This window comes from Kribbella sp. NPDC004536 (assembly GCF_042873835.1).
Taxonomy (GTDB): Bacteria; Actinomycetota; Actinomycetes; order Propionibacteriales; family Kribbellaceae; genus Kribbella.
The window spans coordinates 2,124,882-2,147,730 of record NZ_JBIALY010000001.1; the positions used below are offsets into that span (position 1 = coordinate 2,124,882).

The window sequence follows — 22,849 nt, forward strand, 5'->3', positions numbered from 1 at the left end:
CATGGCACCGCGAAAGGCCCGCCTGGCCGACGTCCACGAGATCGCCTCGGGGATGCCGCACGTCACCAAGTGGGAACGCGACGACGGCACCGACCGCCCGGTGTACCAGGTCGGCGGCAAGTCCTTCGTCTTCTTCCGCACCCCACGCCCCGACGCGGTCGATCCGGTCACCGGTGAGAAGTACGACGACGTGATCATGATCTGGGTCGAATCCGAAGCCGAGAAGCTCGCGCTGATCACCGACGACTCGACCCCGTTCTTCACCACACCCCACTTCGACGGCCACCCGTCCGTCCTCGTCCGGGCCCGCGACCTGGGCGCCCTCAGCAAACAAGAACTGACCGAAGTGATCCAGGACGCCTGGCTGACCCGGGCCTCGCCCCGCCGCGCAACGATCTGGCTGCGAGACCACCGCCTAGCCTGATCCCGCTGTCACACTGAGCCTGTGAGTTCACCGCCGCCCGGGCCGAACTACAACTGGCAGCCGCAACCGGGCAACTACAAGTCGGCCCCGACGTACGGCCAGCCCCCACGCAAGAGCCGCGCCGGCCTGATCCTCGCCCTGATCGTAGTACTCGCCCTGATCGCACTGACCGCGATCGGCATCCTCGCCTACCGCCTCGTCAACAACCACCAAACCCCCAACGCCACCGCCACGCCCTCCGCGCCCCACACCCCCGCCCCAACCGCGCACCCATCTACTGCGCACCCGTCGAGCGCGCACCCAACCGCCGTGCGACCAACCACCGCACACCCGACAGCCACGCGACCAACGGCCACGCACCCGACCACCGCCCCGCCGACCACGGCACGCCCACCTCAGACCGGACCAGCGGCAGCCACCACCATCGGCCGGCAGTTCGTCGCCCAACTGAACGCGAACAACCCAACCGCCGCAGCCGCCCTGGCATGCAAGGGCTCAGAGCAACTGATCCCAACCCTGATCCAAGCCCTCCTCACCCCACCCACCAACCTCACCCTCGGCCAACCAATAGGCCAAGACCCCACCTACGTAGTCCCGCTGACCGGCAAAACCAACAACACCCCAGTAACCGGCGTCCTGATAATCCAGACCCACCCCCCAACCCCCACCTGCATCCAAGCCTTCCAGGTCACACCCCACTAGCTGAGCTCATCACCCCCCGGCACGAGCTCCCGCGCGCCGGAGGCGTCAGAAAGTCTGTCGCCACGAAGCGGTGTTGTTAGTTGGGGGCTAGGGAGCGGGCGGTTTCTAGTGGGCTGGTGCTGGTCGGGAGGGTGGCGATTATGGGGGTGTCCAGGCCGTTTTCGAGGTAGCGGTTGATTTGGGTGCGGCATTGGGTGGGGGTGCCGTGGACTATCAGGTCGTCTACCAGGGCGTCGGGGATCGCGGCCATGGCGGCGTTGCGGTCGCCGGCTGACCAGGCTTCGCGCATGGGTTTCATCAGTGAGGCCCGGCCGAGCCAGTCGTGGAAGGCGGCGTAGCCGGGGACGGTCAGGTAGGTGGCGATGAGGTAGCGGCCGATGTTGCGGGCCATGTCGGCGTCTTCGGTGACGCAGACGAAGATGCGGGCGGCCAGTTCCTTGTCGGGGCCGAGTTCTGCGCGGACCTGGCGTACGTCGTCGGCCGACAGCCAGTTGGTGATCGCGCCGTCGGCTTCGCGGGCGGCGAGCCGCAGCATCTGGGGACGCAGCGCGGCGAGCATGATCGACGGTGGTACGTCGGGGGCCTTCTCCAGCCGGAAGCGCTGGATCGTGAAGCTGTCGAACTTCCCGTCGACCCGCTCCCCCGCGAACGCCGCCCGCAGGAACCGCAGTACGTCCCGCGTCCGCGCCAGCGGTGGGTCGTACGTGATCCCGTTCCACCCGGTCACGATCGTCTCGGACGACGCCCCGATCCCGAGCACGAACCGCCCGGGCGCAAGATCCGCCAGCGCCGCCGCACTCATCGCCAACGCGGCCGGCCCACGCGTATGCACCGGCACGACAGCCGTACCCAGCCGCAAAGAGGAGTCCCACTCCGATGCGAGCACCAGCGGCGTGAACGCATCCGCCCCGGCCACCTCGGCGGACCACAGGTCGGTGTAGCCCAGCAAGTGCAGGTCCGAGATCAGCGCGCGGTGTTCACGCAGCGGTACGCCGGTCAGCGGAACGGTCAGCCCCCAACGCATTCAGATCATCCTCTTCAGCAACGGCAACGGCGCCACGCGCATCACCTGGGCGAGCGGCCACCACGGCCGCGCGGGTACGTACGCCTTCGCCTTCTCGGCCTCGATCGCGGCGACCATCGCCCGTACGCCCGGCTCGGTGTCGACGATGAACGGCGCTTTCGGCACGTGCTCGTTCATCTCCGACCGGATGTCCCCGGGGTAGATCGTGCTGACCTTGATCGGCTTCCCCATCAGCTCCAGCCGCAGACCTTCTCCGAGCGACGCGAGACCGGCCTTGGTCGCGGCGTACGTCGTGACCGTTTTCGGGAATCCACGCAGCGCGGAGATCGACGAGATCAGTACGAGGTGCCCGGCGTTCCGCGCCCGGAAGAGCTCGAGCGCTGCCTCCACCTGCGCGAGCGCGCCGACGAAGTTCGTCAGCGCCGTGTCGCGGTTCGCGTCGAACCGCCCGGTGCCGAGCGGCGCGCCCTTCCCGAGGCCGGCGTTCACGATGATCCGGTCCAGCGGCAACTCACCGTCGATCGCGCGGAACACCTTGAACACCTGCTCGTGGTCCGTCACATCCAGACTGTGGACAACCACCGAAAGCTGTGGATAACGCTCGAGCAGCTCGCTCCGGAGCGCTTCCAGCCGTTCGGTACGCCGGGCGGTCAGCGCGAGGTTGTGACCGTTCGCCGCGAACTGCCGCGCCATCTCCGCACCGAGGCCCGAGCTGGCGCCGGTGATCAGGATGTTCCGTCGCATCGCGATGTCCTATCTATAGGTGAGCAGGTCCGCACCGAGGTGGACGTGCTCGTTGTAGCTCACCACAGTCAGCCCGGAACGCCCGGACACGACCTTCGTGATCGCGGTGTTGATCGTCACCGGATTCAGCTTCGTCCACAGCCCGTCGCCACCGGACAGCAGCCGCCCCACGACGGCCGCGATCGGACCGCCGGACGTGAACACCAGCGCCGAGCCCTTCCCGAGCGACGAGGCCGTACGCCGTACCGCCGCCTCCGACCGGTCGCAGAACGCCTGGAACGTCTCGGTGTATCCGTCGCCGCCGTCGATCCACCGCTGCGTCGCCGCGCCGAACACGTCCTGGAACGCCCGCCGCGGGTTCCCGGTGCGCGCGAGGTCGGCCACCATCACCGCGTGCCGCTTGTACGACGGCTTGTGCGCGATGAGCACCTCCTGGTGGTCGAACTCGTCGTACCCCACATCGATCTCCGGCGTGAACCCGGCGAGCGACGCGGTCTGCTGATGCCGGCGCATCGAGCCCGAGACCACCAGCTCAGGTGTCACGTCCAAAACCGCACCGAGCCGCAAAGCCTGTTGCTGACCCAGTTCCGAGAGGTTGTCGTAGTCGCGCGCACCGAATGACGCCTGCGCGTGCCGGACCAGGTAGATGACGCCCACTCAAGCCTGCCGGATGATCTTGCGGCAACGCCGCTCGAGCACGTTCACCGGGAGCCAAAAGTTTTTGAACCTCGGGTTCCGGGTCTGCTTGTGGTGGTAGCGGTAGTAGATCTGCTGCGCGATCACCGCGAGCCGGAACAGCCCGAACACCTCGTAGAACGCCCAGTTGTCCACAGGCAACCCGGACTGCTTCACGTAATACCCAACGATCTCGTCCCGCGTCAGCATGCCCGGTACGTCGGACGGCTGCAGACGGAACCGCCGGAACGCCCAGTCGTCGTCAGCCTGGACCCAGTACGCGAGCGCACTGCCGAGGTCCATCAGCGGGTCGCCCAGCGTGGCGAGCTCCCAGTCCAGTACGCCCACCACCCGCAACGGATCGTCCGGAGCAAGTACTACGTTGTCGAGCCGGAAGTCGTTGTGGATAACGCAGGTCCGAACATCCACAGGCTGGTTCGCCGCGAGCCACGCCATCACCTGCTCGTAGCTCGGTACGTTCCAGGTCTTCGCCTTGCGGTACCGCTCCGACCAGCCGGCGACCTGGCGGCCGACGTATCCGGCTCCACGCCCAAGATCCGAAAGACCGGCAGCCGCGGGATCGACCGCGTGCAGCTCGACGAGCGTGTCGATCAACGTGAACCCGAGCTGCCGCGCCTGCGCCGCCGTCAGGTCGACCCCGAGCGAGTGGTGCCGCGGAATGGTGCCCGCGACCCGCTCCATCACGTAGAACTCGGAGCCGATCACCGACTCGTCGTTGCAATGAGCAACCATCTCGGGCACGTAGCGGAAAACGGGTTTCAGTCCTTTCTGGATGCGGTACTCGCGCCCCATGTCGTGCGCGCTCTTCGCCTTGGTCCCGGCCGGCGGGCGGCGCAGGATCAGGTCGCGATCGTCATACCTCAACAGATACGTGAGGTTCGAAGCCCCACCCGAGAACTGCTTGACCTCCGGCAGACCGGAGGGTAAGAGGGTCTGTTGCCGCAGCCAAGCATCGACGGCGGGTAGGTCGAACGCGTCCTCGTCGCGGACGGCCCGCGCGCCATCACCCATCCTTGGCCTCGGCCCGCAGCCGGGCCTTCGCCGCGATCCGGCGCATCTGGCTGTTGTACAGCGGACGCGCCAGCCGCTTCGTCCAGTACGCGACCCGGGCCGGCTGGTCGGGGATGATCAGGTGCCGCTTCTTGTTGATCCCGGCAACGACCACCGTGGCGATGTCGTCCGCGGAGCGCGGCGACTTCTCGATCAGCTGCCGCGCGGTCGCGCCCATCGCGCTGTCGGCGCCCCGGATCGAGTCCGCGAGGTTGGTCCGGAAGAACGACGGGCAGACCACGGACACGTTGATGCCGTACGGATGCAACTCGTGGGACAGGGTCTCGGACAACGCGACGACGCCGGCCTTCACGGTGTTGTACGAGCTCATCATCGGCGGATGCACCAGTCCGGCCGCGGACGCGGTGTTCACGATGTACCCGGACCGCTGCCGCTTGAACATCGGTACGAACGCCCGGCACCCGCGGACCACGCCCATCAGGTTGATGTCGACGACCCGGTCCCACTCGTCCAGCGTCTCGACGTCGATCCGCCCGCCGGTCGCGATGCCCGCGTTGTTCACCAGGATGTCCAGGCCGCCCCAGTTGTCCTCGCACCACGCAACCGCCGCCTCCCAGTCCGCCGGGCTGCGGACGTCCAGCTTCAGGTACGAAGGGCCACCCTGGTCCGAAACATCCGTACTGAGCACTTGATGGCCGTCGGCAACGAATCGGGCGACCAGCGCCGCGCCCAGACCGCTCGCGGCGCCGGTGACGAGAACCCGACTCACTTGGCCTCCTGAACAGCCGAAAGGTACGACGCCAGCTCGATCCTGGCGATCACCCCACGATGCACCTCGTCCGGCCCGTCGGCCAGCCGCAACGCGCGGGCACTCGTCCACGCGGCCGCGAGCGGGAAGTCGTCGGACAGCCCGCCACCACCGTGCAACTGGATCGCCATGTCGATCACGTCCTGCGCCATCCGCGGGACCGCGACCTTGATCTGGCTGACCTCGCTCAACGCGCCGGCGAGCCCCTGGGTGTCGAGCAGGTACGCCGTCTGCAGTACGAGCAACCGTGCCTGGTTGATCGCGATTCGCGCGTCGGCGATCCGTTCGCGGTTGCCGCCGAGGTTGACGAGCGGCTTGCCGAACGCGGTCCGGCTGGTACCGCGTTTCAGCGCCAGCTCGAGCGCCTTCTCGGCCAGCCCGATCAGCCGCATGCAGTGGTGCACGCGCCCGGGGCCGAGCCGGCCTTGGGCGATCTCGAACGCCGTACCCGGTCCGACCAGGATGTTCGCGGCGGGCACCCGTACGTCGGTGAACGACACCTCGCCGTGGCCGTGCGGTTCGTCGTACCGGCTCATCGCGGGCAGCAGGCGCTCGACCTTCACGCCGGGTGTGGAGCGTGGGACGAGGACCATCGTGTGCCGTGCGTACCGGTGCGCGTCCGGGTCGGTGAGGCCCATGAAGATGAGCAGCTCGCAGTCCGGGTGGCCGACACCGGTACTCCACCACTTGCGGCCGTTCAGTACGACGTCGTCGCCGTCGAGGATCGCGGTCGCCTGCATGTTGGTGGCGTCGGAGGACGCGACGTCCGGCTCGGTCATGCAGAACGCGGACCGGATCGTGCCGTCCAGCAACGGCTCCAGCCAGCGCTTCTTCTGCTCGTCGTTGCCGTACCGGAGGAGGACCTCCATGTTGCCGGTGTCCGGCGCGTTGCAGTTGAAGACGTACGGCGCGACGAACGACCGGCCGGTGAGCTCCGCGATCGGGGCGTAGTCGAGGTTGCTCAGGCCTTCGCCGTACTGCTCGTTGCCCGGCTCGGCCGGTGGCAGGAAGAGGTTCCACAGGCCGGCCTCGCGGGCCTTCGCCTGCAGGTCCTTCACGATCGGCTGCGGCTGCCACGGATCACCGGCCGCGCGGATCGCGTCGTGCAACTCGGCCTCGACCGGCTCGATCTCGGTGCGCAGGAAGGTGTCCACGCGTCCGATCAGGTCTTGCGCCCGGGCCGAAGGTTCGAACCCCATCAAGACTCCTCTCCCTCGGCTTGACCGTAGCTCAGCCTCTAAGCAATGCTCAATAGATGGAACACCGTCTGACAGCGGACGACCGCAAGAAGCAACTGGTCAAGATCGGCCTGATGATGCTTCGCGACAAACCGATCCATGAGCTGTCCATCGACGCGATCGCCGCCGAGGCCGGGATCTCCCGCGGGCTGCTGTTCCACTACTTCCCGAGCAAGCGGGACTACTACGTCGCGGTCATCGCCGCGGCCGGCCGCCGCCTGCTCCGGGTCACCAAGCCGGACGACCTGCTTCCGCCGGAGCAGCAGCTGCACGAGATGCTGACCCAGTTCGTCGCGTTCATCGCGCGCCGGCGGACCGCGTACATCTCGTTCGTCCGCGGCGCAGCCGGCGGCGACGACTTCGCCGTTGAGGTGTACGACGAGACGCGCGCGGGCCTGACCAAGCGGATCCTCACCTACCTCGGCGTACCCGAAGTGGCCGACGACCCGAAGTGCGCGGAGTACCTCCGGATCCACGCGTGGCTCTCGTACACCGAGGACCTGGCCATCGAGTGGTCCGGCCTACTCGAAGAGGACCGCCCGTACCCGGCCGACCACATCGTCGACCACGCCATCGAGGCCCTCCAGATGCTACGGAAGCTGTAGCCCCTAGGGCAGCAGCTCAGGAGCGAGATCCGGGGTCTGCATGTCCGGGTCGAAGGGGAACAGGGGGCGGAGTACGCCGTGGTGGCCGAGGCGGAGGAGGTCTTGGTCTACGCCGCCGGGGGTCAGTGCCAGGAGCCAGTCGGCGGCGAGGTTGTAGAGCTCGGGTTCCAGGTAGCCGATCTTGACGATGACGAGGTCGGTGGCGGCCGGGTCCAGGCCGAGCAGGGTGAAGTCGGCGAGGTGGTGGTACGGCTTGCGGCGGGTCGTGAGGATCGAGTGGAGGCCGCCGGCCTTGACGACCGCGACCGTGCCACCGACCGGGTCCTCGGAGATCGAGAAGACGGTGCCGGACAGAGCCACCGGACCGGACGGGCCGGAATCGACCTTCCCACCCGCGGTGACGGACACCTGGTTGCCGACGCCGGCCGCGACACAAGCCGCGACGGCGTCCGGATCGGTGATGCTGGCGTGGATGGCCGTCGCCTTACCGGAGGTCAGGTCCTCGACCTTCAACAGCTCGCCCAAGGTCCACGAGACGTCGCCCGCACCGCCGGCGGTCGGGTTGTCGCCGGAGTCGCTGATCAGGAACGGCCGGGCGGTCGAGGCGAGACCGGCCGCCACACACTCCTCCAACGTCCCCGTCGGCGCCACGAATTCGAATCCGTCGCGGGCGTCCCAGTACGACTTCGCCAACTCCTCCGCCCGCGCGGTGATCAGCTCCGCGTCGTCCCCGGTGACGACGACAGCGGCCCGGCAACGCGGCTCGTCGGCCCACGCGTACCCGACCCAGACGGCCGCATCCAGCACACCGGGCTCGTCCGCGATCTCGGCCACGCGCGCGTAGATCGACTTGGCCGGCTCGAGTCGCGTCGACGTCTTCTCGCCGGGCAGCAACACCGGTACCTGGATCCATGCCTTGCCCGGCTTCCCCAGCCCGGACCGCAGGCGCTCCACCAGGTTCCGCAGCGCACGCTCGCGGCTTTCCAGGGCGTCCTCGTGCGGCGCCATCCGGTAGCAGGTGATCAGATCGACCGCCGTACCGAGCTCCCGCGACACGTTCCCGTGCAGGTCCATCGAGGCGGACACGAGTACGTCGGGACCGAGCACGTCGCGGATCCGCGTCGCGAGGTCGGCCTCCGCGTCCTGCCGTCCGACGACACTCATCGCGCCGTGGATGTCGAAGAAGAACCCGTCCAGCTCGCCGGCGTCCTTCAGCCGGGTGACGATCTCCGCGGACAGGTCGTCGTACACCTCCGGCTGCACCGCACCGCCGGGCAATGAGCGGGCATGCAGCAGCGGTACCCACTCGATGCCCTGCGCCCAGTCCTTGCCGAGGAAGTCGTCGTACCGCTCGAGCAGGTGGGCTCCCCGCCGTACGTCGAAGTCCGCCAGCCCGGCCCGGTGCGGCGAGAACGTGCTGGACTCGATGGCGATCCCGGCAATCCCGATCCGAAGGTTCATGATCAAAACCTGCCACATCCAAGCCGTTTCGCGCACCGCCTACCGCTCAGTTGTGGACACCTGTGGATCCGCGGACGACGAGGTCGACCGCCAGTTCCACGTGCCGGGCGTCCACGGGTTGGCGTTCCAGGAGGCGGATCAGAAGGCTCACGGCCATCCGGCCCATTTCCTGGAGGGGTTGGCGGACCGTTGTCAGTTGTGGTGTGGTCGCGCGGGAGAGGTCGAGGTCGTCGAAGCCGGTGATCGAGAGGTCGCCGGGGACGTTGAGGCCGGCTTCGGCGGCGGCCTGCAGGGCTCCGATCGCGGCCTTGTCGTTGAAGGCGACGAGTGCGGTGGGCCGCGGGTCGAGGGCGAGGAGTTCGCGGGCGGCTCGATAGCCGTGCTGTGTCGTGGGCTGGTCGTGCCGTACGAGGGACGGATCCGGCAGGAAGCCCGCGTCGGCGAGCGCGGCCGAGTGGCCGCTGAGGCGGGCGTCGGCGGCGAGCCATTCGCGCGGCCCGGCGATCACGCCGATCCGCCGGTGCCCGAGCGCGGTCAGGTGGGCGGTCACCTGCCGCGCGCCGGAGTGGTGCGCGGCGGAGACCGACGGGATGTCGCGCGGGAGCGTCGTCCGCGGGTCGACCACGACGAACGGGAAGCGGCGCGAACTCAGCCGGACCAGGTCCTCGCTCGGTTCCGGCGGCAGGATCAGGATCGCGCCGCCGATGTCCCGGCGGGAACCGAGGCGGGTCAGTACGGGATCGTGGGCCGCCGCCTCACCCGCGTTCAGGACGACCTGCCGGCCGTGCTGCCCGAGCGTCTCGGCGATCGACGACACGATCAGGCCGAAGTAGTCGGTGAGCACGTACGGGCACCGTACGTAGACAGCGCCTTCCACCGGCTTCGCCGTACCGCCACGGGGTGCCGGGGCGCGCAGCCCGAGGTCCTCGATCGCCTGCTCGACCAGCCGTCGGGTCTCCGGCGCCACGCTGCCGGCCTGGTTCAGCACCCGGGACACGGTCGCGATCGAGACCCCGGTCGCGTTCGCGACATCCCGAACGGTTGCCCTAGCTGGCATTTGTTACATCCTCTTGTTTCACGCTCCGCACTCTAGTTCACCGCCGCCAGACCTTGACAGTGCTCAGCCGCAGACGTTTCCTGAGGCCGTTTGTTTCATCCCCGAGGAGTGCGATGAGAACACCAGCCTTCGGCGTCGCCCTTGCTCTCGCGGCGGCGTCCCTCACCGGTCCGGCCCAGGCCCATCCCCCGACGACCCAGGTTCGCGTCTGGGTCACCACGCCCGATCGCGCCGAGCTGTTGCACGAGCGCGCGCCGGTCTCGTTCCGTGACGGCACGAGCGATCGGACCACGATCACGGTCGACCCGCGGACGACGTACCAGACGATGGACGGCTTCGGTGCCTCGATCACCGACTCGTCGGCCGCCGTCCTGTACCGGCTCAGCCCGCCCGATCGCGAGCAGACGCTGCGCAAGCTGTTCGACCCCCGCCAAGGGATCGGCGTCAGCTTTCTGCGGCAGCCCGTCGGCTCGTCCGACTTCACCGCGGCGAGTGAGCACTACACGTACGACGACGTACCGGCCGGCCAGACCGACTTCGGCCTCGAGCACTTCAGCGTCGCGCACGACGAACAGCAGGTACTCCCCTTGCTCCGTCGCGCCAAGCAGCTCAATCCACAGCTCAAGGTGATGGCGACCCCGTGGAGCCCGCCGGCGTGGATGAAGACCGGCGACTCGCTCGTCGGCGGCCGGTTGCAGGACGACCCGAAGGTGTACGACGCGTACGCGCGCTACCTGGTGAAGTTCGTCCAGGCGTACGCGAAGGCCGGCGTACCGGTCGACTTCCTCTCGATCCAGAACGAGCCGCAGAACCGCAAACCCAGCGCCTACCCCGGTACGGACCTGCCCGTCCGGCAGGAGGCAGCGGTCATCACCGCCCTCGGACCGCTGCTCCAGAAGGTCAGCCCGCGCACGAAGATCCTCGGGTACGACCACAACTGGACCACGCACCCCGGCGACATCGCGTCCACCCCGCCCGGCGAGGACCCGGAGACGGACTACCCGTACAAGCTCCTGCAGACGTCCGCGGCGAAGTGGATCGCGGGTACGGCGTACCACTGCTACTCCGGCGATCCGTCGAAGCAGACCGACCTGCACAAGGCGCTCCCGTCGAAGGGGATCTGGTTCACCGAGTGCTCCGGCTCGCACGGCCCGAACGACACCCCGCCACAGATCTTCCGCGGCACGCTCACCTGGCACGCGCGGACCCTGATGCTCGGTGCGACCCGGAACTGGGCGAAGTCGGTCGTCAACTGGAACCTCGCACTCGACTCGACCGGCGGCCCGCACCTCGGCGGCTGCGATACCTGCACCGGGCTCGTCACGCTGCAGCCGGACGGGAGCGTCACCACCGACGCGGAGTACTACACGATCGGCCACCTGTCGAAGTTCGTGCAGCCGGGGGCGGTGCGGATCGGGAGTACGTCGTACGGGACGACCGGGTGGAACGGGCAGCTGATGTCGGCGGCGTTCCGCAACCCGGACGGTACGACGGTTCTGGTTGTGCACAACGAGAACGACGACCCGCGGAGCTTCGCGGTGGCCGTCGGGGACAAGACCTTCGAGTACGACGTACCGGGCGGCGCGATCGCGACCTTCACGTGGGGGCGGCTGGCCGCGGACGTACTGCAGGAGCTGTCGGCACGGGCTGCGACCACCAGCGACAACGCCGCGGACGCGGGGCGACTGATCGATCAGGACGGTTCGACTGTGTGGCAGAGCAAGGCCGCGCAGACGCCAGGTCAGTGGGTGCAGCTCGACCTCGGGAAGGCGCAGACCGTCAAGCAGGTCGCGCTGGACAGCGGCGGGAACACCGGCGACTTCGCGCACGAGTATCAGGTTGCGTTGAGCAACGACGGCTCGGCGTGGCAGACCGTGGCGACGGGTTCGTCCACAGCACAACTCACGACTGTGGATATCCGTCCGGCGCACGCTCGGTACATCCGGATCACGCAGACCGGGAGCGCCGGCAACTGGTGGAGCCTGGCGGACGTACGGGTCTATCGCTGAGCTTCCAGCCAGCACGCGACCGCGGCGGCCCGCTCGTTGCTCTTGGCAATGATCTGCAGGCCGACCGGGAGACCGTCGGCCGGGATCGGCAGGCTGACGGCCGGATGGCGGGTGAGGTTCGCCAGGCGGGTGTTGTTCATCAACTGCCTGCGGACCTCCAGCCCGCCGTCGGCTGTTGCCGCTGCCTCGAGGAGCGGTGCGGTGGTGAGGACGGTCGGCATGAGTACGGCGTCGACCTGTCCGAGTACGGCATCGACCTCGGCCCTGATGACCTCTGCTTGTTGCTTCGCTCGCTCGTAGTCGGCCGGCTGGACCTGGGCGGCCTCACGGAGGCGCTGCTGTACGTCGGGTTGGTAGCGGTCGTGGGAGCGGGTCGCGTGGTTGGCGGCTGCTTCGGGGCCTTGGAGGTTGGCTGCTGTGGTGAAGGTGTACTCCCAATCCGGCAACTGCACCTCGATTGCTTCGAGGGTTCGTACTGCAGCCGACCATGCGCTGCTTACCCCAGAACTGAGTTGGAGGTATTCCGGGTTGGTGACTATGCCTAGGCGGGGGGTGGTGACGGGGGCGGGCGTGGTGACGGGGGCGGGCGTTGTTTCGGTGAGGGCCGCTAGGGCGTACGCGGCGTCGGTGGCGGTTCTGGTGAGGAGGCCTACGTGGTCCAGGGATTGGGACAGGGGGAAGACGCGGTCTGTTGGGAGGGTGTTGTAGGTCGGCTTGAAGCCGACGACTCCGCAGAGGGCCGCTGGGATTCGGACCGAGCCGGCGGTGTCGGTACCGATCGCCAGCGGGACGATCCCAGCCGCGACGGCGGCTGCCGAGCCGGAGCTCGAGCCGCCGGTCATCCGGGCCGGGTCGTGCGGGTTGCGGCACGGGCCGACGCGGTTCGACGTACCGGTGCAGCCGTACGCGAACTCGTGCGTGTGCGACAGCCCGATGACGATCGCACCGGCCGCGCGCAACCGCCGTACGATCTCCGCGTCGTGCCGACCGACACCGTCCATCGACGCGGAGCCGCAGCGGTACGGCAGGCCTTCGACCTCGATGATCTCCTTCACCAAGACCGGTACGCCCGCGAGCGCACCAGTCCGGTCATGGGAAGTCGCGGCCTTCCGGGCGCCGTCCACGTCCAGGTGTACGACGGCGTTCAGGTCGGCGGCGTCCGCGGTCCGCGCCAACGCTTCCTCGACCAGAGCGACCGGATCCAGCGACCCGTCGCGCACTCCGGAGGCGATCTCCTGCAGTGTCCTCACTCGCACATCAGACCACGGAGAGGAAACGGAAACAGCAGCGTCATGCCAAGTTGCTACCGTCCGATGGCATGGTGATCGAGGGAGTGGAACTGCGCACCGCGCCGCCGACGGACCCCGACGTGCTGGCTCTGACCACGGCGCAACAGGCAGAGCTCGCCGCGATGTACGGCGCGGACCAGCCGCTCGTCGCGCTGCACCCGGACATCGCGTTCACGGTGCTCGCACTCGACGGCACGCCGGTCGGCTGCGTCGGCCTGCAAACGGTCGCGCCCGGTCTCGGGGAGATCAAACGGATGTACGTCGCCCCGTCCGCGCGCGGGTGGGGACTGTCGCGGCTGCTGCTGGAGGCGGTCGAGACACAGGCCCGATCCGTTGGTCTCACCAACCTCCGGCTGGAGACCGGTACGAAGCAGGTCGAGGCGATCGCGCTCTACACGAACCACGGCTACCGCCCGACGCCGCCGTACCCGCCGTTCGAGACCGAGGTCGTCTCGCGCTGTTTCGCCAAGCAACTCTAGAGATTGAGCACCAGGTCGGCGCCGTCGCGTTCGAAGCCGAGGTTGCGCAGGTACGGCGTGGACTCGCGCATCCGGGGCGGGGCGATCACCTGCCGGAACCCCTTGTCGGTGAACACGTCGCTGCGCCGGTACACGAACTCGCCGGGAGTGAAGTCGCGGTACTTCGGAACCACGTAGTCGAGGTCGATCTGCGCCCGCCCCGCGCCGGCGTCGTGCGCGAGGACCACGCCGACGGTCCGGTCACCGTGCTGGACGAGGAACGCGTACGGGCTCGTACCGGACCTGAAGCCCGGGTTGAACCGGCTGATGTCCTTCTGGTGCCGCTCGAGGACGAACCCGAGGTACGCGTCGCCGGCGCCCACCTGCAGCACCTGGTACTCCGCCTCGTCGTGCCGGTGCCGGAGCAACCGCCACAGGTGCACGACGTTGATGACCGCCAGTACCGCGTTCATCCCGACCATCGGCCAGACGCCGACGACTGCGTTGAACGCGACCAGGATCACGCAGCCGATCAGGTTCAGCACGCGCAGCCGCAGGATCCGCGTCTGCAGCAACGACCACACGACCAGCGCGGACCCGGCCCACCCGATGACACTCCATACGTCCACACCTGGAGACTAGAGCGTGTGAGCGACTTCTTACTTCTCGACGGCACCCTGTTGCAGGCGGTCGACCCGATGTTGCTGCGCGCAAGCAGTTTCGGGCACTTCACGTCGATGCAGGTCCGCGCCGGCCACGTCGACGGCCTCGACCTACACTTCGACCGCCTCGACCGCAGCACCCGCGAAGTCTTCGACCAGCCGCTCCCGGAACCGCGCATCCGCGCCGAACTCCGGGCCGCCCTCGATCACGCCCGATCTGGTGACCTGTCGATCCGCGTCAACGTGTTCGCCACCGACCAACTCCACCTGCTGACCCGCGTCGGCCCACCCGTCCCTCCCGCGACCGGCCCGGTCCGTCTGCGGACCTACCAACACGAACGAGCCGTCCCGCACCTCAAGCACACCGGCACCTTCGACCTCACCTACTACGACCGCAAGGCGAAGGCCGACGGCTACGACGACGCCCTCTTCCACACCCCCACCGGCCACATCTCCGAAGCCTCCACCTGGAACATCTGCTTCGCCCGCGGCCCGCACCTGTTCTTCCCGAGTGCCCCGATCCTCAAAGGCATCCGTCAGCAAACCCTCCAACGAGCCCTACCGACCTACACCACCGAACCGATCCACCTCACCGACCTGACCACCTACGACGCCGCCTACCTCACCAACTCGATCGACGCAGCTCTACCGATCGCCTCGATCAACGAGGTCACCTACCAACCCCACGCCGAGTCAGCCCACACAATCGCCAAGGCGTACGCGAGTCAGCCGCCGCAGGCGGTCTAGAGGCGCTCGGACCACCAGTTCAGGAGGGCTTCGCGGGCGCGGGTCTCGCCGAGGGGGCCTTCGTCGAGGCGGAGGTTCATCAGGAACTTGTAGGCCTCGCCGACCTCGCGGCCCGGGGGGATGCCGAGGATCTGCATGATCTGGTTGCCGTCCAGGTCGGGGCGGAGGGCGTCCAGCTCCTCCTGCTCCTGGAGGCGGGCGATGCGGGCCTCCAGGTCGTCGTACGCCGCACGCAGGGACTCGGCCTTGCGCCGGTTCCGGGTGGTGCAGTCGGCGCGGGTCAGTACGTGCAGGCGTTCGAGCTGGTCGCCGGCGTCGCGGACGTAGCGGCGGACAGCGGAGTCGGTCCACTCGCCGTCTCCGTACCCGTGGAAGCGCAGGTGGAGTTCGATCAGCTTGCTGACCTGGTCGATCTGTTCGTTGCTGAACCGCAGCGCCTTCATCCGCTTGCGCGCCATCTTCGCGCCCTGGACGTCGTGGTGGTGGAAGGTCACCTTCCCGCCGTCCTCGAACTTCCGCGTCTTCGGTTTCCCGATGTCGTGGATCAACGCGGCGAACCGAACGACGAAATCGGGCGTCGGAACAGACAGGCGGGATTCCAGATCGATGGCCTGGTCGAGGACGGTGAGCGAGTGCTGGTACACATCCTTGTGCCGGTGGTGCTCGTCCTTCTCGAGCATCAGCGCCGGCAGTTCGGGCAGTACGTGCTCGGCCAGTCCGGTGCTGACCAGCAGGTCGAGCCCGATCCGCGGGTGATCCGCGCAGATCAGCTTCTCCAGCTCGTCGCGGACCCGCTCGGCGGACACGATCGTGATCCGGTCGGCCATCGCCGTCATCGCCTGCACCACGGCCGGGTCCGGCGTGAACTCGAGCTGTGCGGCGAACCGGGCCGCGCGCATCATCCGCAGCGGGTCGTCACTGAACGAGTCCTCCGGCGTACCGGGCGTACGGATCCGCCGGTGCGCGACGTCCTCGACGCCGCCGTACGGGTCGACGAACTGCCGCGACGGCAGCCGGACCGCCATCGCGTTCATCGCGAAGTCCCGGCGGGCCAGGTCGCCCTCCAGGCTGTCGCCGTAGGCCACCTCCGGTTTGCGCGAGGTGGGATCGTAGGTTTCCGTCCTGTACGTCGTGACTTCCAGAACCCACTCGCCCTTGCGACAACCGATGGTGCCGAACGCCTTGCCGATGTCCCAGACATGGTCCGCCCAGCCGGACAGCAACCGCTCGATCACGTCCGGGTGCGCTGACGTGGTGAAGTCCAGATCCTTGCTCCCCCGGCCGAGCAGAATGTCCCGGACAGGACCGCCGACCAGGGCGATCTCGTGGCCGGCGGCGGCGAACCGGGAGCCCAGTTCGTCCACCACGGGAGCGAGTTCCAGCAGCGCCTGGACGGCGCGCCGCTGGACGCCGGACAACGATCCGGCGGAGGCTGACTGGTCGGCAAAGGGTGACACGGGGAACTAGGTTACGGTGACGGCGTGTTCAGACGGCGACTGAGGCTCCCGGCGGTGCTCGGGGCCAGCCTGTTGGTTGCTGCTTCGGCAGCGACTTCAGCCGCTCCGGCCAGTTCCGCACCGAGCGACGAACCGGCCGTCCAGGTGACGATCGACCAGTTCGGCCCGGTCGCGCCGAAGCCGGGTGAGCAGGTGGTGATCAAGGGCCGGGTGACGAACACCAGCTCGGTCACCTTCAACCTCCCGCAGGCGCTGGCGTGCATCGACCGGACCCGGCTGTCCAGCACCTCGGCCCTGGACGCGATCCCGACCGAGCAGAACCTCCCGATGGACAACCGGGACAGCTGCCGGAACCTGACCAACGACAGCCAGACCTTCCAGCCGTTCGACCAGCCGCTGGCGCCGAAGCAGACCGTGACCTTCTCGTTGACGGTGCCGTGGAAGGAATGGGGTATCTCCGACCACACCGGCGTGTACGTCGTCGGCGTCACGTTCCGCGGCGACCCGCCGGACAGCGGCCGGGTGATGGCCGGCCGGGCCCGGATCCTGATGCCGGTGGTCGGCAAGGAGCCGCTGCGGCGGCAGGTGAACACCGCGCTCGTCGTACCGCTGCGGCACCGGCCGACCCAGCTCGGCGGCCGGAACTTCGCGAACGAGTCGCTCGCGCAGGCGCTGGACGCGAAGGGTTCGCTCGGCCGGCTGCTTGCCCTGGGCAGGCAGCGCAAGGTCACCTGGCTGGTCGACCCGGCGATGCTGGACGAGGTCCGGCAACTGTCGAAGGGCTACGTGATCCTCGGCCAGAACGGCCAGACCAAGCCCGGTACCGGCCAGGCGATCGCTGCCGCCTGGCTGAAGGAGTTCGACGCGAGCCGGGCGCGCGGCGACCAGGTCGTACTGCTGCCGTACGCCGACCCGGACGTGGCCGGTCTGCTGGACGCGGGCGACCCGCTGAAGGATCTCGTCGCCGAGGCCCGGGTGCGGACCGAGCGGACCGGCGGCGAGCAGGCTCCGAGCTTCACCAACGGGCTCTGGCTCGAGGGCGGCGCGGCCGCGAGCCGGTACCTGGGCGCCGCGTCCAGCGGGTTCGCCGGCGCCACCCCCGACGACCTCAATCTGGTCAGCAGTTCCTCCTGGACCGCACGCACCCGGCCGGTCCTCACCAGCACCCCGGTGTACGACGTACTCACACCGGAAAGCCCCGATCACACAGTACGGACCGTGATCGCGGATTCCGCGCTCACCGAAGGCGGCCCCGATCCGGAGACCGCGGACAGCGCACTCCAGGTTCGCCAGCGGTTCGCGGCGGTGACCGCGTTGATCGCAGCCGCCGGAACGAACACCGCGTCAGTTGTCGCGGTACCGCCGCGCGGCTGGGACCCGGAGGGCACCGCGACCGCCGCGCTCGCGGGCAACCTGTCGCTGCCGTGGATCAAGCCGGCCGACCTCAGCACGATCGTCGCGGCCACCCCGCGGCCGCAGTCCACCAAGGCGCCGACGGCACCGAAGACGAACGGCGTACTGTCCGAGTCCCAGATCACCAGCATCAGGCGGCTCGCCGGCGCGACCGCGACGATGCAGGAACTGCTCGTCGACCCGAACCAGCTGCCTGAAGTGATGTCCCAGGCGCTGCTCCGGTCCGCCTCGTCGGCCTGGAACGGCCACCCGGACGAGGCGCAGTACTTCACCACGATCGAGCTGGGTTCGGCGAGTCAGCAGCTCGGCAAGGTGCGGCTGTACAACTCGAACGTGGATCGCGGGCTGCGCAAGGAGATCAAGGTCAACCTGGCCGGCAGCAAGGGCACCTTCCCGCTCACGATCGTCAACGACACGGAGTGGTCCGTCCGGGTCGGCGTCGTGGTCACGTCGGTGAACCGGACCGACCTGAAGATCGCACCCGTCCAGACCGTCGTCCTCCCACCGCGGGGGAAGTGGACTCCGCGGATCAACGCCAGCGCGCAACAGAATGGTCTGATCCGCGCCAAGGCCCAGGTAGTGAACGCGGCCGGTGAGCCGGTCGGCAAGTCCCAGGAGATCCTGATCCAGGCCAGCCAGTACGGCAGCGTCGGCTGGATCCTGGTCGGCGCCGCCTGCGCGCTGCTGTTCGGTACGTCGTTCGTCCGGATCTACCGGCGGATCCGGATCGAGCGCCGCAACCCGGCCGCGGTCGCCGGCCCGGAAGCTGCCGGTTCCGAAGCTGCCGGTTCCGACGAAGAAACCCCCGCCCACGGCCGCCACGCGGCGAAGGACGTACCCGAGGACACGTCGGGGACGTCCCTGAAAGAAGGAGTCGGTTCGAAGGATGGCTGACCGCACCCTGCGCTCCGCGGCGGTGATGGCAGCCGGAACGGTGCTGTCCCGCCTGCTCGGATTCATCCGGATCGCCCTGCTCGCGGCCGCCATCGGCACTGCGCTGCGCGGCGACATCTTCACCGCCGCCAACACCATCCCGAACAGCCTCTACATCCTGCTGGCCGGCGGTGTGTTCAACACGGTGCTGGTCCCGCAGCTGGTCCGGGCGATCAAGAACCACGACGACGGCGGTCAGGACTTCACCAACCGGGTGCTGACGTTCGGGTTCGTCGTCCTCGCGATCGTGACGGTGGGCTGCGTACTGCTGGCGCCGGCGATCGCCGAGCTGTACCTGCCGAAGGAGCTGCACGATCCGTCGCGGGCGTCCGAACGGGCGTCGATGGTGATGTTCGTCCGGCTCTGCCTGCCGCAGATCTTCTTCTACGGCGCGTTCGTCCTGGTCGGCCAGGTGCTGAACGCGCGCCGCCGGTTCGGCCCGATGATGTGGGCGCCGATCGCGAACAACATCGTCGCGTGCGCGTCGATCATCGTCTTCCTGGTCATCTACCGAGTCGGCGACACGCCTCCGACCTACAGCCACGGCGAGGAACTGCTGCTCGGCCTCGGGCACACGCTCGGGATCGCGGTACAGCTGCTCGTGCTGCTGCCGTACCTGCGGGCCAGCGGCCACCGGTACCGGATGAAGTTCGGCCTCCGTGGGACCGGGCTCGGTCACACGGCCAAGCTCGGCATCTGGACCGTTCTGTTCGTCGCGGTGAACCAGGTGACGCTGGTCGTCGTCACGCAGCTCGCGATCGCGGGTAGCGCCTCCGGCGACCCGGGCGCGAAGGCCGGTCTGTTCGCGTACAGCACGGCGATGCTGATCATCCTGGTGCCGCACGGCATCGTCACGGTGTCGCTGGCGACGGCCGCGCTGCCGCAGATGTCCGCGCTGGCGGCCGACGGCGACACGGCCGAGGTCGGCCGGATGTCGGCCAGATCGATCCGGCAGACGCTGGCGATCGTGGTACCGGCTGCGGCCGCGATGATCGCGTTCGCGTACCCGATCGTGACGCTGATCGCCGGCTACGGCTCCGGTAAGAACAACCTGACGCTGATGTCGTACACGCTGATGACGCTCGCGCTCGGGATCGTGCCGTTCACCATCCAGTACTTCCAGCTGCGGACCTTCTACGCCTTCGAGGACACCCGGACGCCGTTCTTCCTGCAGTGCGTGATCGCGGCGACGAACATCGCGGCCGCGGTGATCGGCGTGCGGGTGCTGCTCGATCAGGCACACCTGCGGTTCAGCGGCGTCGTCCTCGGTGCGGCGTACGCGCTGGCGTACCTGGTCGCCGTACTGCTCTCCCGGCCGGTCCTGCGCCGGAAGGTACCGCGGGTACCGGGGGCCGGGATCGGGCTGCCGCTGCTCGCGATGGTGATCGCCGCGGTCGCCGGAGCCGGCGCCGGAAAGGTCGTGCTGTGGATCCTGAGCCTGGCGATCGACTGGTCCGGACCGCTCGGCGCGATCCTCGAACTCGCGGTCGCGGCGATCGTGATGCTGCCGGTGTACGCCGCGGTGTCGCGGGTACTTCGTATCCACGAGGTGAACGATGTGGTGTCCATGGTCACATCGAAGCTGCCGATCCGGCGCTGACCCGGACCGCTTGTGCGTTAGTGCACCACCTGCCGGGTCAGTGGGGCACTAACATGGTCCGTGCGATCAGGCCGCTGGGGCTTCAAGGAGGGCGAGAGACACCGTGTCGAACCAGACCGTGAGTCCTGGTGCCCTGCTGGCCGGACGGTACCGGATCGCCGAGTTGCTCGCGGAGATCGACGGTGCCCGGGTCTGGCGGGCCGTCGACGAGGTGCTGAGCCGGGCGGTCGTCGTCGACGTACTGCCGGTCGGCGACCCGCGGACCAACCTGCTCTTCGACGCCGCCCGCCGGGCCGCCGCGGCGAACGATCCGCGCTTCCTGCGGGTGCTCGACTGCGACATGCACGACGGCGTGACGTACTGCGTCCGCGAGTGGGCAGGCGGGCGGTCGCTGGAGCGGATGCTCGGCAGCGGCCCGCTCACCGGGCAGCAGGCCGGCTGGCTGGCTCGTGAGGTCTCCGAGGCCCTCGAGAACCTGCACCGCACCGGGTACGCGCACGGCGCGATCAGCCCGGCGACCGTGGTGGTCACCGACGCCGGGGCGATCAAGGTCGTCGGCGTCGCGACCGAGGCGGCGCTGCGCTCGTCCGGTGCGGGTTCGCCGGAGGAGGACGTCCACTCCCTCGGTGAGCTGCTCTTCGCGTCGCTGACCGGCCGCTGGCCCGGTCCGGCGCCGGCCTGGGGCCTCCAGCCCGCCCCGGTCGAGCACGGCCGGCTGTTGAGCCCGCGCCAGGTGCGCGCCGGCGTACCCCGGTCGCTGGACGACATCAGCGACCGGCTGCTCGGCGACCCGCCGCGGCACCACGCCCCGCCGATCACCAGCGCGGCCGGCCTGTCCGCGGCGCTGTCCGGAGTCGTCGGCAGCTCGCACGAGCCGCCGAACCAGATGGACGAGACCGTCCAGGTCGCCAGCCAGAACGGCAGCATCGACGACGCCACCCAGGTGGTCCCACAGGCACCCCCGCCGGCGCTCGACCCACACGAACAAAACGGGTACCGCCCGCCGCAGCCGGCGTACGAACCGTCGACCGACACCCGTCCGGTCCGCCGCCAGCCGAACCCGCCGAACGGGAACGGCCGGCGCCGCGACGAGCCGAAGCAGAAGGGCTCGTGGGGCGGCCGGATCCTGATCCTGCTCGCGATCCTGGCCCTGCTGTCGGTGATCGCGATGGCGCAGTTCCTGCTCAAGGGCGCGATGAACAAGGACCAGGGCAACGGCGACAACGGTGGTACGAAGACCAGCGCCCCGCCGCAGACGAGTACGACGCCGTCCACCACCGGTGGCAAGGCGACGATCGCCTCCGCCAAGGACTTCGACCCCGACGGCGACAACGTCGAGCACCCGAAGGACGTCAAGAACACCTACGACGGCGATCCGTCGACGACGTGGAAGACACAGTCCTACAAGAACAAGCCGACTCTCGGTGGCCTGAAGCCGGGTGTTGGCATCTACTACAACCTCGGCGCCAAGACCCCGGTGTCGAGCGTCGCGGTCGCGCTGGTCGGCAACGACACCAGCCTGCAGATCATGATCCCGAGCGGCGACACCACCTCGCCGCCGTCCGAGCTCAGCGGCTGGAAGCCGGTCGCGACCAAGGAGGACCAGCCCGAGGGTACGGTGAACGTGACCCTCCCGGCCGGGACCCAGACGCAGTACGTGCTGGTGTGGCTGACCAAGCTGCCGAAGGTGTCTGACGGCTACCAGGGCATCATCTCGGAGGTCACGATCCAGAAATGACCGCTCACGTCGACTCGGGCAATCCGCCGCCCCGTCCGGACGTCCCGCGCATCGGCGTGGACGAACCGGTCGCGCAGGGCGGCGCGGAGCATGCCCAGCCGACCAGCTTCGACCAGTTGGACGACCACGAGCTGCTCCGGATGCACGTGGCCGGCAACCCGGACTCGTTCGGGTTCCTGGTCAAGCGCCACCGGGACCGGATGTGGGCGGTCGCGATCCGTACCCTCGGCGAGCCCGAGGAGGCGGCCGACGCGCTGCAGGAGGCGTTCATCTCGGCGTTCCGCCGGGCGGACTCGTTCCGCGGCGACGCGAAGGTGACCACCTGGCTGCACCGGATCGTGGTGAACGCGTGTCTGGACCGGATCCGCCGCCGGCAGGTGCGCGCGGCCGACCCGCTGCCGGAGGACGAGGACCGCGCCGCCGAGCTGGCCGGCCCGGCCGAGGACGACCCTGCCGAGGTCCGTGAGCGGCGGATGGACGTACTGAACGCCCTGAAGCAGATCAACGAGGACCAGCGGGCCGCGCTGGTCCTGGTCGACATGGAGGGGTACTCGATCGAGGAGGCGGCCGCGATCCTGGACTGCGCTCCTGGAACGGTCAAGTCCCGCTGCGCGCGGGGCCGCGCGAAGCTGCTCCCGTTGCTGAGGCATTGGCAAACGTCCAGACAAGAGTCCGCCGCGGAAGCAGTGGGAACCGAATGAGTGGGTACACCGTCGAAGCGAAGTCGCCTGCCTCTGGCGACCGGACGCCGATGTCTTCGACCCGGAGTTTCC

21 protein-coding genes are annotated in these 22,849 nt (G+C 68.7%); 10 read left to right on the top strand and 11 right to left on the bottom strand.

Features of this window, described 5'->3' with window-relative positions; translation table 11 throughout:
• Position 1: 1 nt before the first annotated feature.
• Both ACFYRU_RS10575 and ACFYRU_RS10580 read left to right on the top strand, forming a co-directional pair.
• Entirely contained in the window at positions 2–424 is a 423-nt protein-coding gene (locus ACFYRU_RS10575; RefSeq protein WP_387655727.1) for an MmcQ/YjbR family DNA-binding protein, read from the top strand.
• A gap of 21 nt (positions 425–445) precedes the next feature.
• On the top strand, positions 446–1,126 hold the full coding sequence (locus tag ACFYRU_RS10580) for a hypothetical protein (RefSeq protein ID WP_387655729.1): 681 nt from the start codon (positions 446–448) through the stop codon (positions 1,124–1,126).
• Positions 1,127–1,202: 76 nt separating this feature from the next.
• Here ACFYRU_RS10580 and ACFYRU_RS10585 read toward each other — a convergent pair whose 3' ends face one another.
• Genes ACFYRU_RS10585 through ACFYRU_RS10610 form a run of 6 tightly spaced genes read right to left on the bottom strand, consistent with a single transcriptional unit; the run spans position 1,203 to position 6,608 of the window.
• Positions 1,203–2,150 carry an LLM class F420-dependent oxidoreductase gene (locus ACFYRU_RS10585; RefSeq protein WP_387655732.1) on the bottom strand — a complete coding sequence of 316 codons (948 nt, stop codon included), beginning with the start codon at positions 2,148–2,150 and terminating at the stop codon, positions 1,203–1,205.
• A complete protein-coding gene (locus tag ACFYRU_RS10590) occupies positions 2,151–2,894 on the bottom strand; it encodes an SDR family oxidoreductase (protein WP_387655734.1) in 744 nt (247 codons plus the stop codon).
• A 9-nt stretch (positions 2,895–2,903) separates the two neighbouring features.
• Positions 2,904–3,551, bottom strand: coding sequence for a histidine phosphatase family protein (locus tag ACFYRU_RS10595; protein WP_387655737.1), 648 nt, complete (start codon positions 3,549–3,551; stop codon positions 2,904–2,906).
• Positions 3,552–4,601, bottom strand: coding sequence for a phosphotransferase family protein (locus ACFYRU_RS10600; protein WP_387655740.1), 1,050 nt, complete (start codon positions 4,599–4,601; stop codon positions 3,552–3,554). It abuts the gene before it with no gap.
• A complete protein-coding gene (locus ACFYRU_RS10605; protein ID WP_387655743.1) occupies positions 4,594–5,370 on the bottom strand; it encodes an SDR family NAD(P)-dependent oxidoreductase in 777 nt (258 codons plus the stop codon). The genes ACFYRU_RS10600 and ACFYRU_RS10605 overlap by 8 nt, the downstream gene beginning before the upstream one ends.
• A complete protein-coding gene (locus tag ACFYRU_RS10610; RefSeq protein WP_387655745.1) occupies positions 5,367–6,608 on the bottom strand; it encodes an acyl-CoA dehydrogenase family protein in 1,242 nt (413 codons plus the stop codon). The genes ACFYRU_RS10605 and ACFYRU_RS10610 overlap by 4 nt, the downstream gene beginning before the upstream one ends.
• Positions 6,609–6,664: 56 nt before the next feature.
• On the opposite strand from ACFYRU_RS10610, the gene ACFYRU_RS10615 reads away from it, so the two are divergent.
• On the top strand, positions 6,665–7,252 hold the full coding sequence (locus ACFYRU_RS10615) for a TetR/AcrR family transcriptional regulator (protein WP_387655748.1): 588 nt from the start codon (positions 6,665–6,667) through the stop codon (positions 7,250–7,252).
• Between the two features lie 3 nt (positions 7,253–7,255).
• Here the strand turns inward: ACFYRU_RS10615 and ACFYRU_RS10620 are convergent, their stop codons facing one another.
• Both ACFYRU_RS10620 and ACFYRU_RS10625 read right to left on the bottom strand, forming a co-directional pair.
• Complete coding sequence (locus tag ACFYRU_RS10620) at positions 7,256–8,713, bottom strand: M81 family metallopeptidase (protein WP_387655751.1); 1,458 nt, start codon at positions 8,711–8,713, stop codon at positions 7,256–7,258.
• Between the two features lie 46 nt (positions 8,714–8,759).
• Entirely contained in the window at positions 8,760–9,770 is a 1,011-nt protein-coding gene (locus tag ACFYRU_RS10625) for a LacI family DNA-binding transcriptional regulator (protein ID WP_387655754.1), read from the bottom strand.
• 113 nt (positions 9,771–9,883) lie between these two features.
• Here ACFYRU_RS10625 and ACFYRU_RS10630 point away from each other — a divergent pair, with 113 nt between their 5' ends.
• The gene (locus ACFYRU_RS10630) at positions 9,884–11,779 is read left to right on the top strand and encodes a discoidin domain-containing protein (RefSeq protein ID WP_387655757.1); all 1,896 of its coding nucleotides are present in this window, start codon (positions 9,884–9,886) and stop codon (positions 11,777–11,779) included.
• Here ACFYRU_RS10630 and ACFYRU_RS10635 read toward each other — a convergent pair.
• On the bottom strand, positions 11,770–13,029 hold the full coding sequence (locus ACFYRU_RS10635; RefSeq protein ID WP_387655759.1) for an amidase: 1,260 nt from the start codon (positions 13,027–13,029) through the stop codon (positions 11,770–11,772). The two genes, ACFYRU_RS10630 and ACFYRU_RS10635, sit on opposite strands and share 10 nt — an antisense overlap.
• Before the next feature lie 68 nt (positions 13,030–13,097).
• On the opposite strand from ACFYRU_RS10635, the gene ACFYRU_RS10640 reads away from it, so the two are divergent.
• Complete coding sequence (locus tag ACFYRU_RS10640; protein ID WP_387655761.1) at positions 13,098–13,547, top strand: GNAT family N-acetyltransferase; 450 nt, start codon at positions 13,098–13,100, stop codon at positions 13,545–13,547.
• Here the strand turns inward: ACFYRU_RS10640 and ACFYRU_RS10645 are convergent.
• Complete coding sequence (locus ACFYRU_RS10645) at positions 13,544–14,155, bottom strand: hypothetical protein (protein ID WP_387655764.1); 612 nt, start codon at positions 14,153–14,155, stop codon at positions 13,544–13,546. The two genes, ACFYRU_RS10640 and ACFYRU_RS10645, sit on opposite strands and share 4 nt — an antisense overlap.
• A gap of 18 nt (positions 14,156–14,173) precedes the next feature.
• On the opposite strand from ACFYRU_RS10645, the gene ACFYRU_RS10650 reads away from it, so the two are divergent.
• Positions 14,174–14,935 (top strand): aminotransferase class IV, encoded by a 762-nt coding sequence (locus ACFYRU_RS10650; protein ID WP_387655766.1) that lies wholly within the window; start codon positions 14,174–14,176, stop codon positions 14,933–14,935.
• Here ACFYRU_RS10650 and ACFYRU_RS10655 read toward each other — a convergent pair.
• Positions 14,932–16,353, bottom strand: coding sequence for a CCA tRNA nucleotidyltransferase (locus ACFYRU_RS10655; protein ID WP_387658083.1), 1,422 nt, complete (start codon positions 16,351–16,353; stop codon positions 14,932–14,934). The two genes, ACFYRU_RS10650 and ACFYRU_RS10655, sit on opposite strands and share 4 nt — an antisense overlap.
• A gap of 63 nt (positions 16,354–16,416) precedes the next feature.
• Here ACFYRU_RS10655 and ACFYRU_RS10660 point away from each other — a divergent pair, with 63 nt between their 5' ends.
• The 4 genes from ACFYRU_RS10660 (at position 16,417) to sigM (ending at position 22,777) form a co-directional block, all read left to right on the top strand.
• Entirely contained in the window at positions 16,417–18,699 is a 2,283-nt protein-coding gene (locus ACFYRU_RS10660; RefSeq protein ID WP_387655768.1) for a hypothetical protein, read from the top strand.
• Positions 18,692–20,338, top strand: a complete 1,647-nt coding sequence (gene murJ / locus ACFYRU_RS10665; RefSeq protein WP_387655771.1) for a murein biosynthesis integral membrane protein MurJ — start codon at positions 18,692–18,694, stop codon at positions 20,336–20,338. Before ACFYRU_RS10660 ends, murJ begins: the two co-directional genes overlap by 8 nt.
• A gap of 103 nt (positions 20,339–20,441) precedes the next feature.
• Entirely contained in the window at positions 20,442–22,076 is a 1,635-nt protein-coding gene (locus ACFYRU_RS10670) for a protein kinase family protein (RefSeq protein ID WP_387655774.1), read from the top strand.
• Positions 22,073–22,777 (top strand): RNA polymerase sigma factor SigM, encoded by a 705-nt coding sequence (sigM, locus tag ACFYRU_RS10675; RefSeq protein WP_387655777.1) that lies wholly within the window; start codon positions 22,073–22,075, stop codon positions 22,775–22,777. Before ACFYRU_RS10670 ends, sigM begins: the two co-directional genes overlap by 4 nt.
• Positions 22,778–22,849 lie beyond the last annotated feature (72 nt).